This window comes from Collinsella aerofaciens (genome assembly GCF_040926405.1).
Lineage (GTDB): Bacteria > Actinomycetota > Coriobacteriia > Coriobacteriales > Coriobacteriaceae > Collinsella.
Genome location: NZ_JBCOIG010000010.1, coordinates 33657 through 48906 on the forward strand (window position 1 = coordinate 33657; position 15250 = coordinate 48906).

General features: G+C 57.4%; 11 protein-coding genes and 1 CRISPR repeat array (1 of these 12 running past the window's edge). Of the genes, 10 read left to right on the forward strand and 1 reads right to left on the reverse strand.

The window, feature by feature from the left end; all coding sequences use genetic code 11:
- The 6 genes from AB5758_RS05145 to AB5758_RS05170 form a co-directional block, all read left to right on the forward strand.
- On the forward strand, nucleotides 1-1758 hold a 1758-nt coding region (locus AB5758_RS05145), incomplete at its 5' end, for a hypothetical protein (RefSeq protein WP_368155423.1).
- Between the two features lie 137 nt (nucleotides 1759-1895).
- On the forward strand, nucleotides 1896-2417 hold the full coding sequence (gene ruvC / locus AB5758_RS05150) for a crossover junction endodeoxyribonuclease RuvC (RefSeq protein ID WP_195569031.1): 522 nt from the start codon (nucleotides 1896-1898) through the stop codon (nucleotides 2415-2417).
- Nucleotides 2417-3037: a Holliday junction branch migration protein RuvA gene (ruvA, locus tag AB5758_RS05155; protein ID WP_055285743.1), complete on the forward strand. Its 621-nt coding sequence runs from the start codon at nucleotides 2417-2419 to the stop codon at nucleotides 3035-3037. The genes ruvC and ruvA overlap by 1 nt, the downstream gene beginning before the upstream one ends.
- On the forward strand, nucleotides 3037-4104 hold the full coding sequence (gene ruvB, locus AB5758_RS05160; RefSeq protein WP_195569033.1) for a Holliday junction branch migration DNA helicase RuvB: 1068 nt from the start codon (nucleotides 3037-3039) through the stop codon (nucleotides 4102-4104). Before ruvA ends, ruvB begins: the two co-directional genes overlap by 1 nt.
- Before the next feature lie 144 nt (nucleotides 4105-4248).
- The gene (locus AB5758_RS05165) at nucleotides 4249-5916 is read left to right on the forward strand and encodes a formate--tetrahydrofolate ligase (protein ID WP_195569034.1); all 1668 of its coding nucleotides are present in this window, start codon (nucleotides 4249-4251) and stop codon (nucleotides 5914-5916) included.
- 179 nt (nucleotides 5917-6095) lie between these two features.
- Nucleotides 6096-7085 carry a hypothetical protein gene (locus tag AB5758_RS05170; RefSeq protein WP_320678097.1) on the forward strand — a complete coding sequence of 330 codons (990 nt, stop codon included), beginning with the start codon at nucleotides 6096-6098 and terminating at the stop codon, nucleotides 7083-7085.
- An 18-nt stretch (nucleotides 7086-7103) separates the two neighbouring features.
- Here the strand turns inward: AB5758_RS05170 and AB5758_RS05175 are convergent, their stop codons facing one another.
- Nucleotides 7104-8285, reverse strand: coding sequence for a cation diffusion facilitator family transporter (locus AB5758_RS05175; RefSeq protein WP_368141456.1), 1182 nt, complete (start codon nucleotides 8283-8285; stop codon nucleotides 7104-7106).
- A gap of 390 nt (nucleotides 8286-8675) precedes the next feature.
- Here AB5758_RS05175 and cas9 point away from each other — a divergent pair, with 390 nt between their 5' ends.
- Genes cas9 through csn2 form a run of 4 tightly spaced genes read left to right on the forward strand, consistent with a single transcriptional unit; the run spans nucleotide 8676 to nucleotide 14779 of the window.
- Nucleotides 8676-12902, forward strand: a complete 4227-nt coding sequence (cas9, locus tag AB5758_RS05180) for a type II CRISPR RNA-guided endonuclease Cas9 (protein WP_368152615.1) — start codon at nucleotides 8676-8678, stop codon at nucleotides 12900-12902.
- Complete coding sequence (cas1, locus tag AB5758_RS05185) at nucleotides 12889-13770, forward strand: type II CRISPR-associated endonuclease Cas1 (protein ID WP_368141508.1); 882 nt, start codon at nucleotides 12889-12891, stop codon at nucleotides 13768-13770. Before cas9 ends, cas1 begins: the two co-directional genes overlap by 14 nt.
- Nucleotides 13771-13793: 23 nt before the next feature.
- Entirely contained in the window at nucleotides 13794-14102 is a 309-nt protein-coding gene (gene cas2, locus AB5758_RS05190; RefSeq protein ID WP_368141507.1) for a CRISPR-associated endonuclease Cas2, read from the forward strand.
- Nucleotides 14099-14779: a type II-A CRISPR-associated protein Csn2 gene (gene csn2, locus AB5758_RS05195; protein ID WP_368141506.1), complete on the forward strand. Its 681-nt coding sequence runs from the start codon at nucleotides 14099-14101 to the stop codon at nucleotides 14777-14779. Before cas2 ends, csn2 begins: the two co-directional genes overlap by 4 nt.
- Nucleotides 14780-14834: 55 nt before the next feature.
- Nucleotides 14835-15250: a CRISPR direct-repeat array (repeat unit 36 nt; unit sequence GTTTTGGAGCAGTGTCGATCTAACTGGTAATCAAAC) (it continues 1132 nt past the right edge of the window).

A 15250-nucleotide genomic window follows, 5' to 3' on the forward strand; every position in this document is an offset into this window, starting at 1 on the left:
GACATGATCTGCATCGTGCCCGCGGCGGTTTCGTTTGAGGGCCAGCCGCTGCTCGACTACATGATGCTCAAGGACGGTCATGTGGTGCCGGCGCGTTCGAGCATTGCCCTGCAGCGTGGCGAGAACAACGACACACGTTGGGCGCCGCCGGTGTTCGACGTGGACGGCGTGCGCATTGCCGTGATTTTTGACTTGGACCGCGAACTCGAGATGCTGCCGACCGGTGTTGACCTCATTGCGTATTTCCAATTCAACGCGTTTGACATGACCGACCGCGAGACTGCCGCCATTGCTGCCGTTCGCAGCGGCGCCTACCGCAAGATCGCATCCAAGCGCAGCGTGTGGTTTGCCTGCATGGCGCCGGTCGGTGCCTATGACGAGTCGGTGTATACCGGCGGTTCGTTTGTGCTCGACGACTGCGGTCGCGTGGTGGCCCAGGCACCGTGCTTTGAGGAGAGCCTGCTGGTTCAGGAGATTCAGCGCGGCGTGATGCTCGATGCCCTGGAGGATCACGAACTGCCCGAGTTCCGTTCCGAGGAGTGGCTGTGGCAGGCGCTGGTGCTCGCCGTGCGCGACAACGCCCGAGCCCACGGTGCGTCGCGTGCTGTGGTGGCACTCGAGGGTGACTTGCCGTCGTCCCTGCTGGCGGCGCTGGCCGTCGACGCTCTGGGCCCGCGCAATGTGATTGGCCTGGTGCTGGGGCGCAACCGTATCTTTACGCCGGCGCAGGAAGAAGCCGAGGCTGCCCGCTGTGCCGCCGTCCGCGCCATCGCCGAGCGTCTGCACATTCGCACCGTCGAGCGCGATGCACCGGATGCGGCGCGCGTGCTCGATCGCGACGTGTCGGCGGGCGATGCCGAGCGCCTGCGCTCGCGCACGCTGGGCCTCATGCTGGAGGATACGGCGCTCGAGCTGGGTGCGATGGCGCTGAGCCCGCTGTCCAAAACCGAGTACGCGCTGGCGGCGCCGGCGCTTTGCGGCGGCTACCAGGGCGACTTTGCGCCCTTTGGCGATGTGTACCTGTCGACGCTTGAGTTTGTGGCGCGTGTGCGCAACCGCACGTCTGCCGTGGTGCCCCAAGAGCTCGTGACGCTCAACGCAGTGGAAGATTGTATGGAGCGCGTGCTGGCGCAGGCGCTCTCGACGCTCGACGGCCCGGTTGATATGCTCGACCGCGCGGCACAGCTGCTCGGCGGGCTTGAGCCGGGTGAGGTCGATGGCGCGCTCGAGGCGCACGTGGACCGCAATCGATCTTTTGACGACATCCCAATGGCCGCCGGCAAGCCCGAGGCTTGCTCGCTGCTGCTGATGCTCGTTCGACAGGGTGAGGCTTCCCGTCGCATGCTGCCGACGACGCCGATCGTCTCGGCCCGTTCGTTTGCCGAGCGTGCCTGGCCGTATATGCTCGCGTGGTCCGACCTGGGGCTTAACGGCAAGGAGCGTATGACGGTCGATTCGCTGGCGCGCGCCGAGGTGCGCCGCTTTGCCGACGAGGATACGAGCGAGCGCGTGCGAAACGAGATGATGGGCGTGCTGGGCGAGCTACTGGGTATTTCGCCCGAGCAAATGGAGGAGCTGCGCTCTGAGGACGGTCAGCGTCGTTTGCACGAGGGAATGAAAAAGTTCGAGGGCGAAGTTCAGGACGCCATCGATAAGATGATGGGCGGTCAGGGCGGCTCGCAGGGTGGGCCCCAGAGCGGACCGATGTCGCACCCGCCAGTGGATCCGAGGCAGTTCCCCTTTTTCTCGCAGAACTAATTATGGGATAGGATTCGCTCTCAACCCCGATACTTCAACTAAGCATCTTGGCCCCATTGTGTTATTCTAGAACAGACGTTCGTGAATGATGCGCGGGGCCTTGTCTTGCGCTGTGCTTGTGGCGAGGGGAGGTCGGCTTGGTTATCTTGGGCATTGACCCCGGTTTGGCTCATACGGGTTGGGGGATTATCGAGGAGCGGCGTGGCGAGGTTCGCTGCCGTGCCTATGGCTGCATCGAGACCAGTGCCGGAAGTCCGCTCGCGGTGCGCCTGTCGCATATCGCCCATGGCCTTAAGGATGTCGTCGAGCGTTATCGACCCGACACGGCTGCTGTCGAGAGCATCTACTTTGGCGCCAACGTTCGCTCGGCCATCCCCACGGCGCATGCCCGCGGTGCTGCACTCGTCGCGCTTTCGGAATGCGCGCTCGAGATTGGCGAGTACACGCCCATGCAGATCAAACAGGCTGTGGTGGGCACCGGCGCCGCGGACAAGCGGCAGGTTGCCTACATGGTACGCACGCTCACACAGCTCGACCACGACCCGCATCCCGACCATGCCGCCGATGCCCTGGCCTGCGCCATCTGCCACGTAAACCTCAGCCGCACCCGCGCCCTCACCGGTGGCGAGTTCTATCAACAGAGAGGAACCGGATACTGATGATTTCCCAGCTCCACGGAACGCTTGTCGAGGCCACGATGAGCTCTGCTGTCGTCGATGTGTCGGGCGTTGGCTTTGAGCTCGGCATTTCGGGCAGCACTGCGGCCACGTTGCCGACGCCCGGTGGCGAGGTCTGCCTCTACACGCGTATGCAGGTGCGCGAGGACGCCATGACACTTTTCGGTTTTTCCTCAAAGGATGAGCGCATGATGTTCGACCGGCTCGTGTCCGTTTCGGGCGTTGGCCCGCGCCTGGCGCTTGCCGTGCTTTCCACCTATACCGTGGGGCAGCTGTATTCGCTGGTGATGGCCGAGGACGACAAGGGCATGGCCAAGGTACCCGGTGTGGGCAAAAAGACAGCTCAGCGCCTGATCCTGGAACTCAAGAGCACCTTTGCCAAGGATAAGGGCTTTGTGCCGGTCGACGTGATTCCCGGCCAGGTTGCGATGCCCGTGCCCGCTGCTGCTCCTTCGGCCATCGATGATGCCCGTGCGGCGCTCCTTTCCATGGGCTTTAGCCCGCAGGAGACCGATGTTGCCCTGAGCGGGTATGATGGGCAGAATATGCGTGTCGAGGATCTGCTCGGCGCGGCGCTTAAGCGACTCGGAATGGATGCGTGATGTGGGAAGCCGATGACTCTCAGGACCTGTGGGCGACGCCCGGCAACTCGCCGGCGGCATCCATGGCGCACGGCGAGCGCATGGTGGGCTCGGAGCTGACGGCCGAGGATCTCGATGTCGACCGCACTTTGCGCCCCCAGCGCCTGGACGATTACTGTGGCCAGGAGCACATCAAGCAGAGCCTACGCGTGTTGATCGAAGCGGCGCAGAGCCGTGGCGAGACGCTCGACCACGTGATTTTCTCGGGTCCTCCGGGCCTGGGCAAGACCACGCTGGCCACCGTTATCGCCAACGAGCTGGGCGCTCAGATCAAGACGACGAGTGGCCCTGCCATCGCGCGCACCGGCGACCTGGCGGCTATCCTTACCAACCTGCAGCCGGGTGACGTGCTGTTTATCGACGAGATCCACCGTCTTAACCGTTCGGTCGAGGAAGTCCTGTATCCCGCGATGGAGGACTTTGCGCTCGATATTGTGATCGGTAAAGGCCCGGCCGCACGTTCTATTCGCCTGGATATCCCCAAGTTTACGCTGGTGGCGGCCACGACCCGTTCGGGCATGCTGACCGGCCCGCTGCGCGATCGCTTTGGTATCTCGTATCGCTTGGACTACTACACGGTCGAGGAGCTCGCCCAGATTGTGACGCGCTCGGCGACTATCCTGGGCGTGACGATCGATCATCCCAGTGCACTCGAGATCGGCTCGCGTTCGCGCGGCACGCCACGTCTTGCCAACCGCCTTCTCAAGCGCGTGCGCGATTACGCACAGGTGTGCGGCAACGGCCCCATCGAGCTCGATATCTGCCGCCAGGCGCTCGAGTTCTTCGAGATCGACGAGCTCGGTCTGGACTGGATGGATATTCGTATCTTGGAGACGCTCGCCAAGACGTTCTCCGGTCGTGCCGTGGGACTTACGACCCTTGCCAGCGCGGTGGGCGAGGACCCGGGCACGCTCGAGGATGTCTATGAGCCCTATTTGCTGCAGTGCGGATTGATGATTCGTACGCCGCAGGGCCGTCAGGCAACCCTCCGCACCTTTGAGCACCTGGGGATTGAACCTACCGTTTAGGGCGCTTTGTTTTGGCTAGTCTGTAGGCTATCACTGAGCATTGGATAAACATATCGCCATTCATCGGTTACGGGTGTTTTACTATTGCGCGCCCGTGCTATGCTGAATTGGTCTTTTTCTCATTCGGTAACGAAAGGACCGCCCATGCCTACTGACATCGAAATCGCACGTTCCGTCACGCCGCTGCCCATTACCGAGGTGGCTAAGAACGCCGGCGTCGACGTAAAGCACCTGATTCCGTACGGCTTCGACAAGGCTAAGGTTGACTATTCACTGCTCAACGAGCCGACCGATCACCAGGCCAAGCTCGTCCTCGTGACCGCTATCAACCCAACGCCTGCGGGCGAGGGCAAGACCACCACGACCATCGGTCTGGCCGATGGCCTGCGTCGTCGCGGCGTCAAGAGTGCCGTGGCCCTGCGCGAGCCTTCGCTCGGCCCCGTCTTTGGCGTTAAGGGCGGTGCTGCCGGCGGCGGCTGGGCTCAGGTCATCCCCATGGAGGATATCAACCTGCACTTTACCGGTGACTTCCATGCCATCGGTGCTGCCAACAACCTGCTGGCCGCCATGCTCGACAACCACATCCAGCAGGGCAATCAGCTCGGTATTGACGTTAAGCGCATCACTTGGAAGCGCGTCGTCGATATGAACGACCGTCAGCTGCGCCACGTCATCGACGGCATTGGCGGTAAGGCCCAGGGCGTGCCGCGCGAGGACGGCTTCGATATCACCGTTGCCTCCGAGGTCATGGCAATCCTGTGCCTGTCCACGAGCATCAACGATCTCAAGGAGCGCTTGGGCGAGATCGTCGTCGGCTACAGCTATGCCGGCGAGCCCGTCCGCGCCCGCGACCTCAAGGCTCAGGGCGCCATGGCTGCGCTGCTTAAGGATGCGCTCAAGCCCAACTTGGTGCAAACACTCGAGGGCACGCCCGCGTTTGTCCACGGCGGCCCCTTCGCCAACATTGCCCACGGCTGCAACTCTATCATGGCCACGCGTATGGCGATGCGCTTTGGCGATGTCGCCATTACCGAGGCCGGCTTCGGTGCCGATCTGGGTGCCGAGAAGTTCCTCGACATTAAGTGCCGCATGACGGGCGTTCGCCCCAGCGCCGTCGTGGTCGTCGCGACCGCTCGTGCGCTGAAGTACAACGGTGGCGTCGCCAAGGCCGACCTCAACGAGGAGAACCTCGAGGCACTCAAGGCTGGCATGCCCAACTTGCTGCGTCATGTCGACAACATCCAGAACGTTTATGGTCTGCCCTGCGTGGTCGCCATCAACCGCTTCCCGACGGACACCGAGGCTGAGCTTGCACTCATCGAGTCCGAGTGCCAGAAGCTCGGCGTCAACGTTAAGCTTTCCGAGGTCTGGGCCAAGGGCGGCGAGGGCGCGCTCGAGCTGGCCGATGAGGTCATGCGTCTGATTGAGCAGCCGAGCGAGCTCAAGTTTGCCTATGAGGACGGCGCTGATGTCGCTGATGCCCTCGAGGCCGTTGCCACCAAGGTCTACCGCGCCGACGGCGTTGACTTTACGCCGGCCGCCAAGCGCCAGCTCGCCGAGCTGCGCGAGAACGGCTTTGGCAACCTGCCGGTGTGCGTCGCCAAGACGCAGTACAGCTTTAGCGACAACGCCAAGGTCCTGGGCGCTCCCGAGAACTTCCGCATCACCGTGCGTGAGCTCAAGGTTTCTGCCGGCGCCCACTTTGTGGTCGCGCTGACCGGCAGCGTTCTGACCATGCCGGGCCTGCCCAAGGTGCCCGCGGCCGAAAACATCGACGTCGACAACGACGGCAACATCACCGGCCTGTTCTAAGCCTGCTGTCCATAGCTGCTAGCCCGCCCCGCCGCGCCCACAAGGCACGGCGGGGCTTTTTGATCCTTAGGCCCGCGCATGTCTTGTAGATACCGACGGACTCTGCCCGTCATAGGCTTTTGCGCGGGTAGAATGCATGGATAACTTGAGGCTCACGCGCGACGGAAAGGAATCGTTGCATGGATCAGGACAAGACAACCGTGATGGGCGGCTACGGTTCCGCGCAGGCTGGCGATAGCGCCGATGCGACCCGCGTTGTTCCCAACCCCGGTTATACCGACCCCGCCGCGACGCAGCCTTCTGCCGAGCCCACCCGGGTTATGGGCTATGGCGACACGGCGCAGGATTCTTACGCTGCATCTTCGCAAGGCCCCTATGGCAACGCAGCTCCGGATCCGTTTGATTACGCGCCGCAGGATTCTTATGCTGCCTCGACGCCGAATTCCTATGACAGCCTGCCGCAGAATCCCATTCCGCAGCCTCAGCAGACGACGTATTTGCCTCGCACGGCGCAGCCTCGCTACGAGTCGCGCGAGCCGTATCGCGAGTACCCCAAGTCGATTCCGCAATATGGCGAGGACGAGGAAGAGACGCCGTCGCGTTCGTCGAGCGTGATCAAGAAGATCCTCATCGTGCTGGCGATCTTCTTTGCGCTGTCGATTGTGTTTGCCATCGTGTCGGGCATGCTCAACAAGCGGGGGAGTTCAACGGCCGATACCACTGCCGAGCAAACCGAGTCTGCCTCGTCTGGCACCGTCGATCTGAGCGATATCCCGGGGCAGTACTGGTCCAACGCCAAGAAGATCCTCAAGTCGCGCGGCGCCGATCTTTCGAATGCCGTGGTCCTGACTGATGATGGCTCAACGCCCGTTGTCGATGCCAACTGGGTCGTTACTTCTGCCTACTATAACGACAACGGCAACCTCGAAATTCAACTCACGCACAAGAACAGTTCGGGCAACTCGTCCGACGGCCAAAGCGGTACCGACAGCTCGAGCTCCAATACGCTGGAGGACTTGAGCAACAAGGCGCAGGAGTTGGGAGACAAGGCGCAAGAGCTGGGCGATACGGCACAAAATCTGGGCGATACCGCGCAGAACTTGGGCGACATGGCGACGGATGCCTGGAACGCACTGCAAAACGGCATCTCGGGCGCGCAGGGAAACTAGCGGACGAGCGGAGCGGGGCTACAGCTGCTCGGCCGGACGCTCGGGCGAGCTAAAGCCCGAGTCAAACGTAACGACGCATGAGGCATCGGGTCGGCGCTCGTGCACGATGCGCGTGACGAGCTCCAGCAGCTCCTCGTCGGATATGTCAAAGCCGTCGGGACGCACCAGGTCAAACGAAACGAACCCGTTGTGCTCGTGCAGATCGTGGATGGAGAGCGCGGGATCGATCTGCATGACGCCGCGCTTGACCCAGCCGCGCAAGTCATCGCCGGTTGTCGCGATGAGGTCGCAGTGCAGCGTGATACCAATGCCCATCTGGCGCTTGATGTCGTGCTCGATGGTGTCCAGAATCTCGTGGTGCTCAAACGCGTCGCCCTCGCCGGGCATCTCCACGTGGGCGCTGGCAAACTGACGACCGGGGCCGTAGTCGTGCACCATGAGGTCGTGTGTGCCCAAGACCTGCGGATAGGACATGATCTTGTCGCGGATTGCCTGGACGAGCTTGGGGTCGGGCGCTTGCCCCAGCAACGGGCTGATGGCGTCGCGCACCAGGCCCAGACCGCTGATGCAGATGAAGATGCCCACACCCAGGCCTGCCCAGCCATCGAGATCAAAGCCGGTCGTCTGCGAAATAAGCGCCGCCACCAAGACCGAGCCCGAGGTGATGACGTCGTTTTTGGAGTCCTGCGCCGTGGCGATGAGCGTCTCCGAGTCGATGCGATCGCCCAGCGTGCGGTTGAACGCTGCCATCCAGAGCTTAACGAGCATGGACGTAGCCAGTGCCGCAAGGGAAATAAACGTGTAAGCGGTGGGCGAGGGCTTGATGATCTTGGCGATGGACTCGAGCGCCAGGTTGATGCCGACGGCGCAAACGAGGACGGCGACAAACAAACCGGCGAGGTACTCGTAGCGGCCATGGCCATAGGGGTGACCTTCGTCGGCCGGGCGGCTGGCAAGGCGGAACCCGAGCAGGCTCACAATGTTGCTCGAGGCGTCGGAGAGGTTGTTGAAGGCGTCGGCGATAAGCGAGACCGAGCCGGCGAGCAGACCCGCGATGCCCTTGGCTAGGCACAGGGTAATGTTGAGGCCAATGCAGATGAGGCTTGCGGCAAAGCCCGCGTTGGTACGGCAAGATGTATCGACCGGCTTGCCCTCGCTGCCGGGAACAAGTGTATGTACCAGCCGATTAACAAATAGCATAGCGGTCGTCCTCACAATCATGTTTAAGGGGATAGTGTAGCTCGCGCGGGGGCGTCGTGCGCCGATGCTCAGAAAATGCAGCAATAGTCTGCCGGTGCTAACGAGCGATGTGGGGCGAACCTCCTGGGCACTCCATTAAACACCCATGCTCATAGCGCAAACATTAAGCAACATTACGTTTGCCGATAGCTATTAAAAAATGTCCGTTCGCGGTAGTAGTATCAAAAAAAAGAGGGGTTCCAAACGGAACCCCTCTGGCAAGTCAACTTGTCCCCTACGGGACGCCCTCCGAAGAAGGCATTTTTGGCATAGCCGTATTTTGACTCGCAGTGTCGATGTAACTGATAATCGACAAGGCAACTGTAACACAGCGCGGAAGGGCTGGTCTATATGAATCTAAGAAACTACTCGGGTGAGTACAGCATCGGTTTAGACATGGGCACCAACTCCGTGGGTTGGGCGGTTACGGACGAGCATGGCAAGCTCCTGCATTTTAAGAAGCAGCCTACCTGGGGCAGCCGTCTGTTCGATGCCGCACAGCCGGCTTCTGAGGCTCGTGTCCATCGCGGTCAGCGTCGTCGCTATGTGCGGCGCCGTTGGCGCTTGGATCTACTGCAAAAACTGTTTGAGCCCGCAATGAACGAAGTTGATCCGGGATTTTTCATGCGACTCAATCAGTCGCGAACCGTTGAAGGCGACCCGATCTTTACCAAGGACTTCACAAAGGCCGATTACTACGAGCGTTTCCCGACCATCTATCATCTGCGCGCTTACCTTATGGATACCGACGAACAAGCCGATCTTCGTTTGGTGTATCTTGCGATTCATAACATCGTTAAGCATCGCGGCAACTTCTTGCGCCAGGGAGAGAAGCTGACGGCGAAGACGGCGAAGACATCGGATGCCCTCAAGCGCCTCAATGGCTCCCTGCAGACTTGGTGCGAGTCGAGGGAATATGAGGCTCAAAAAATCAACGAAAGCGCTGTCGCAAAGATTCTCGCTGATGAGAAGTCTTCTCGCTCGCAAAAAGCAAAAGACATTCAGGCGCTTGTAAAAGTTGACACTGGAGACGCGGCTGCGAATAAAAAGCTGGCGAAGGGTTTGTCGAATGCCGTCGTTGGCCTTCAGTGCGAGTTCAAAGACGTGTTTGGCGAGTTTGAGTGCGAGGCAACTAAGCTAGCGCTTTCGGATGACGAGAAGCTAGAGGCGCTGCAAGCTGCGTGCCCCGATGATTGCGTCGAGCTTTTCGAGGCGATCTGTGGCGTTTACTCCGCCTGTGTTCTCCAAGGCCTTCTTTCGTACGCTGAGGGGCAGACGATTTCGAAAAATATGATTGCGAAATACAAGCAATACAATCGCGACCTCGAAACGCTCAAGTACTTGGTCCATGGCGCCCCGAAAGATAAAGCCGATAAGTTTGTCGGCTATGCGCCCGGGGCGTATGATGCGTTTTTCCGTGGGTCAACATACCATGATGCGAATACAGACGACCCCTCGCGCGACTATGATGTCTCGAAGGCCCAGGGCTACACTGCCTACGATCTGCATAAGCTCTCCTACGACGACTTTGCCAAATCGGTAAAGAAACTCTTTACGGGAACGGGCGCGGAGACGGATGAGCGCTATATCGCCATGATGGACGCATTCGACAAACAGCGCTTTTTGCGTCGCCTTAAGACGAGTGATAACGGCGCCATTTACTACCAGCTGCATCTTGAGGAACTGCAAGCTATTCTTAAGAACCAGGGGCGCTTTTATCCGTTCCTTAAGGATGAAGCTGGAAAGATTGAGAGTCTGGTCACGTTCCGTATCCCGTACTATGTGGGACCGCTGACGCCTAAAAACGCTGCCCAGGACAAACACGGCAAGCATCGATTCCAATGGTCCGAGCGCAAGCCCGGCATGGAAGATACGACTATCACGCCTTGGAACTGGGATACCGTAATCGATAAGAACAAGAGCGCCGAGAACTTTATCCTGCGCATGACGGGTGATTGCACGTATCTTGCTGGCGAGAAGGTGCTTCCCAAGCAGTCTCTGCTCTATGAGGAGTTCTGCGTGCTGAATGAGCTCAATGGCGTTCGCTGGTCTGAAGATGGTGACGATTGGCAACGCTTGGATGCCGCGCAGCGCGAGGGCCTTGTACATGAGCTTTTCCATAAAAAGCGTCGCGTTACTTACAAGATGATTGCGGACTGGCTTGTAAAAGAGGGTGACGCAACAAATCCAGTTGTCCGCGGCGGACAGGGCGAGAGTGGTCTTGAATCGAAGATGGGTTCTTATATCTTCTTTGCCAAGGACATCTTTGGCGTGGACGAGTTGAGCCGTGCCGAGTACCCGGTTATCGAAAAGATCATTCTTTGGAACACCTTGTTCGAGGATCGCTCGATCCTTAAGGAAAAACTGCAGGATGAGTTTGGCCCAAGTGGTAATGGAATGCTCGATGCCGAGCAGATTAAGAAGATCTGCAAAAAGCGCCTGACTGGCTGGGGACGTATGTCGGAGAAGTTCTTGACGGGCATCAGGATTGATACGCAAGCCGGTCGCTCTATGAGCATCATGGACGTGCTGCGTGAGGGAAATCCCAGCTCTGAGCGGCGCTTGGGCGAGACCATGGTGATGATGGAGATTCTCCATGACAATACGCTGGGTTTCCAGGAAAAAGTGGACGAGCATAATCGCAAATACTATGCCGAAAACGAGAAGTCTCTGGGCGTAAATGAGCTCCCTGGATCTCCGGCGATTCGTCGAAGCCTGAATCAGGCGATTCGCATCGTTGACGAAATTGCGAAGATTGCAGGGCATGCGCCGGCCAACGTTTTTGTCGAGGTGACTCGCGACGAGGACGAAAAGAAGAAGGGCAAGCGGACCACGAAACGCTGGGACGCCATCGAGGACGCTCTTAAGGCGTTTAAGGCCGAGGGCGGCGACCTGTCTGTAATGGGCGATTTCAAGGAGCTCAAAGCAGCTGGCGTGGACCTTGACGAGCGTTTGACCCTCTATTTGATGCAGAACGGAAAATGCTTGTATTCTGGTCGCGCTATCGACCTTAATAAGCTAATGGCGGGTTCGGGTGAGTACGAGGTCGACCATATTATCCCGCGCGCATACATTAAGGACGACAGCCTTGAAAACAAGGCGCTGGTGTACCGCGAGGAGAATCAGCACAAGACCGACCAGCTTTTGATTGATAAGAGCATTCGCTGGAAGATGGGCGAAACGTGGAAGCAGCTGCACCAGGCGAAGCTCATTGGCGATAAAAAGTATCGCAATCTGCTGCGTTCTTCCATAAACGAGAATGCCATGAAGGGCTTTGTCGCGCGTCAGCTCGTGGAGACGAGCCAGATGGTCAAGATGGCGCAGGCGTTGCTTGAGGCGCGCTATGTCGACGAGGGAACGAAGATCGTTCCCATTAAGGCGAGCGTATCGCACAACCTTCGTGAGGCTGCCGGCTTGGTCAAATGCCGCGAAGCCAACGATTTCCATCATGCGCATGATGCATATCTGGCATGTCGCTTGGGCCTGTTTATCCAGATGCGTCATCCCGGAATGTACGAGAACCCCATCGGCTACTCGCATGTGATAAAGAAGTACGTGCGCGAACAGTCCGAGTTGTTTAAGAAAACTCACCGCATGCCTGGATCTGCCGGCTTTGTCGTCAATAGCTTTATGACCGCGGGATTTGATCCCGAGACGGGCGAGGTCTTTGACGATGCTTGGTCCGAGGACGATGAGGTCAAGCGTTATAGGGGGAAGTATCTTCCGGATGGCTGGAATGCGGCCGCGGAGGTTGAGGGCATTCGCCGTGCGCTTAACTATCGCCAGTGCTACGTCTCGAGGATGCCGCAAGAGGACACGGGCGCGTTTTGGGATGCTACAGTGTACTCGCCCAGAAGCGGCAAGAGTCTCAGTTTGTCATTAAAGCAGGGTCTTGCCGCCGACCGGTTTGGCAGCTATTCGAGGGAGCAGTTTGCTTACTTTTATATTTACGAGGCTCTGAAGAAGGATAAGCCGTTTTACAAGTTCTGCCAGGTCCCCGTGTCTATGCGCTTGCGCGTTGCACAAGAACCTTCCCTGCTTGATGAGATTGCGGCTAGGGATGCGGAGGAATCTAAGCTTCAATTTGTCCGCATCGATCGCGACAAGATTTTTAAGAAGCAATTATTCGAAATCAATGGCTGCCGTCTTATCCTAACTGGTTCCGAAGAGTTCAGGAACGGGAGGGAAGTTGCTTTCTCCATTCGTCAGCTAGAGGCGTTGAGCGGTTCTATTGGTAATGCGGAATGTGAGGATTTGCTTGATGAAATCTGGATGGACTTCCTATCCGAAATGGGCCCCGCTCGTGGTTTTCTTTTCAAGGGGCTAAAACTTGCAAACTATAATGAGCGCTTTTATGGACTGCGGGCTGAAGAGAAGAGATCTGTTCTTCTTGGTCTTATTAAGCTCGTAAATGCGGATGCAAACGTTGTAGATTTGAGCTTGATTGGCGGGCCGAAGAACGCCGGAAAAATCCGCCCTCCCAGATCTAAGCTCCTCAATGATCGGTATACCGACTTTTACATTGTTGATCAGTCTGTAACGGGCATGTTCGAGAGAAGAACCCGTGTCGGGCTTTAGGAATATTGTCATTTCTAGCCCTTGCAAACTGCAGTACAAGGGCGGATACATGGTTGTCCGCCGCGAGGACGACACGGCGAAGGTTCACCTTTCGGAGATTTCGTCGGTCGTCCTTCAGACCAACCAGGTGTTTATAAGCGCCTATCTGCTCTCGGAGCTTGCCAAAGCAAAGGTCGCGTTTGTCGTCTCTGACGAGAAGCGCGACCCAATTGGGCAATACTTGCCGCTATACGGGGCTCATAACACTAGCAAGCGTATCGCAGAGCAGCTCGAGTGGGGCGAACCGATCAAAAAGCGCGTATGGCAACGAATCGTGCGCGACAAGATTAAGCATCAATCTGATGTGCTTCATGCCCGCGCGCGCGAGGAGCAAGGGGAGACACTCAAGAGCATCGTTGCCGAGGTACGCTCGGGTGATACGACGAATCGCGAAGGACATGCAGCCCGGCTGTACTTCAGTTCCCTGTTTGGTCCGTCCTTCTCGAGAGATGACGATACGCCTCTGAACGCTGCTCTCAATTACGGGTATGCGATCCTGCTGTCGAGTGTCAACCGTGAGATTGCGGCGCGTGGATACCTTACGCAGACGGGAATTTGCCATAGAAACGAGTTTAACCAGTTCAACCTGAGCTGTGATTTTATGGAGCCCTTTAGGCCTCTTGTCGACCGTATTGTTTTCGATAACTTTGACGGAGAGTTCTCCAAGGAGACTAAGTTGCTTTTGGTCGACATGCTCAATCAGGGGATCGCATATCGAGGCGGCACCTATCGCGTGGGCTCCGTAATCTCTCTGTATGTTGCTGACTGCTTCAAGGCTCTTGATCGGAAGTTGTCGGTAGACGAAATCGAGCCGTTTGAGGTCGTATGAGTATCGGGGAAAGGATCAGATATATGAGGCTTGTAGTCTTCTTTGATTTACCCGTTGACACTCCTGCACAGAGAAAGGACTACCGCGTATTCCGTAAGTTTCTTCTAAAAGACGGCTATCTTATGCTCCAGGAATCCGTGTATGCAAAGCTCGTTGTTAATGATGGGGCGGCGGGAAGTGCGGTGCAAAGACTGAGGAAGCATCGCCCGCCGTCCGGCCTCGTGCAGGTCCTTCGTGTGACTGAGTCTCAGTTTTCGACCATGGAGTACATAACGGGCAACCGTGAATCCCATGAGGAGATCGATACCATGGAGGAGCTCCTGGTTTTATGAGACTCGTGTTTTCGGGCTTGGAAAATCCTGTGGAACTGGTAGCGGGGGAAACATCGGTTTTGCAAGTTGAGAACTCAGCCCTGTTCACGCGGATTGTAACTTCTTTGCAAAACGGACTGGGGCGCCAGGCAACGGAGCCTTACACTCTTTGGGAAGATGACACGGAGGTTAAGCCCGGCAGCGCTCTGATGGTGGTGCCCGATGCGCTGAATCTTCCGTGGGATGACCGCGCGTTTATGTCCGCAGTCACCAAAAAAGTTGAACGCGAGTTTCTGGAAGACGAAGATTTACGCATGCAGGTAGAAGAGGCTGAACGTGCAATAAAAATGCGTTTAGGTGGATTGAACCTTGGTTTCAATGCCGATTTGGGGTTTGGTTTAGAATGGGATTTGAAGCGCTACCTCAAGTTTTTAGGATTTGGTGCAGCGCCTCAAGAAGATAAATCGTTCCTTGATAATCTGCTGAATTTTCTTTCATTTGCTCTTGACGCTGGCTGCAGAAAGACGATCGTATTTGTAAATCTCAAAACTTTTTTGACGGAAAATGAGCTGCAAACGCTCTATGATCACGTGTTTTTTCTTAAGTTGAGCCTGTTGCTCCTAGAGAATAAAAAAGATACCATGTCTTACGGACATGAACATAAACTAACGGTTGACCTGCAGTTTTTAGAGCATTGAAAGAACTGACCGGTTAGATTGAACGTCCCGTCGCAGTAGGGAATTTGCTCCAATGGTTTTGGAGCAGTGTCGATCTAACTGGTAATCAAACCAACGGCGAGGACGGGAAACCCTGGCGATGGTTTTGGAGCAGTGTCGATCTAACTGGTAATCAAACCATCTGCGCTGTGAATCGCGCAGTGGCGGGTTTTGGAGCAGTGTCGATCTAACTGGTAATCAAACAACACAGATCGGATCAACTCAGCTTCCGTAGTTTTGGAGCAGTGTCGATCTAACTGGTAATCAAACTTTCCCTGTTCAAGTTCAGTTGTTCCTTTCGTTTTGGAGCAGTGTCGATCTAACTGGTAATCAAACGACGGGCGGCAACACTGACAACGATGCAAAGTTTTGGAGCAGTGTCGATCTAACTGGTAATCAAACGGCAATACCCCCATCACCGCCGCCGAGCTGTTTTGGAGCAGTGTCGATCTA

Bases quoted from the DNA above. Each gene is read 5' to 3' on its own strand.
- AB5758_RS05175 (WP_368141456.1), bottom strand. From the start codon at position 8,285: ATGCTATTTGTTAATCGGCTGGTACATACACTTGTTCCCGGCAGCGAG.
- ruvA (WP_055285743.1), top strand. From the start codon at position 2,417: ATGATTTCCCAGCTCCACGGAACGCTTGTCGAGGCCACGATGAGCTCT.
- AB5758_RS05170 (WP_320678097.1), top strand. From the start codon at position 6,096: ATGGATCAGGACAAGACAACCGTGATGGGCGGCTACGGTTCCGCGCAG.
- ruvB (WP_195569033.1), top strand. From the start codon at position 3,037: ATGTGGGAAGCCGATGACTCTCAGGACCTGTGGGCGACGCCCGGCAAC.
- AB5758_RS05165 (WP_195569034.1), top strand. From the start codon at position 4,249: ATGCCTACTGACATCGAAATCGCACGTTCCGTCACGCCGCTGCCCATT.
- cas2 (WP_368141507.1), top strand. From the start codon at position 13,794: ATGAGGCTTGTAGTCTTCTTTGATTTACCCGTTGACACTCCTGCACAG.
- cas9 (WP_368152615.1), top strand. From the start codon at position 8,676: ATGAATCTAAGAAACTACTCGGGTGAGTACAGCATCGGTTTAGACATG.
- csn2 (WP_368141506.1), top strand. From the start codon at position 14,099: ATGAGACTCGTGTTTTCGGGCTTGGAAAATCCTGTGGAACTGGTAGCG.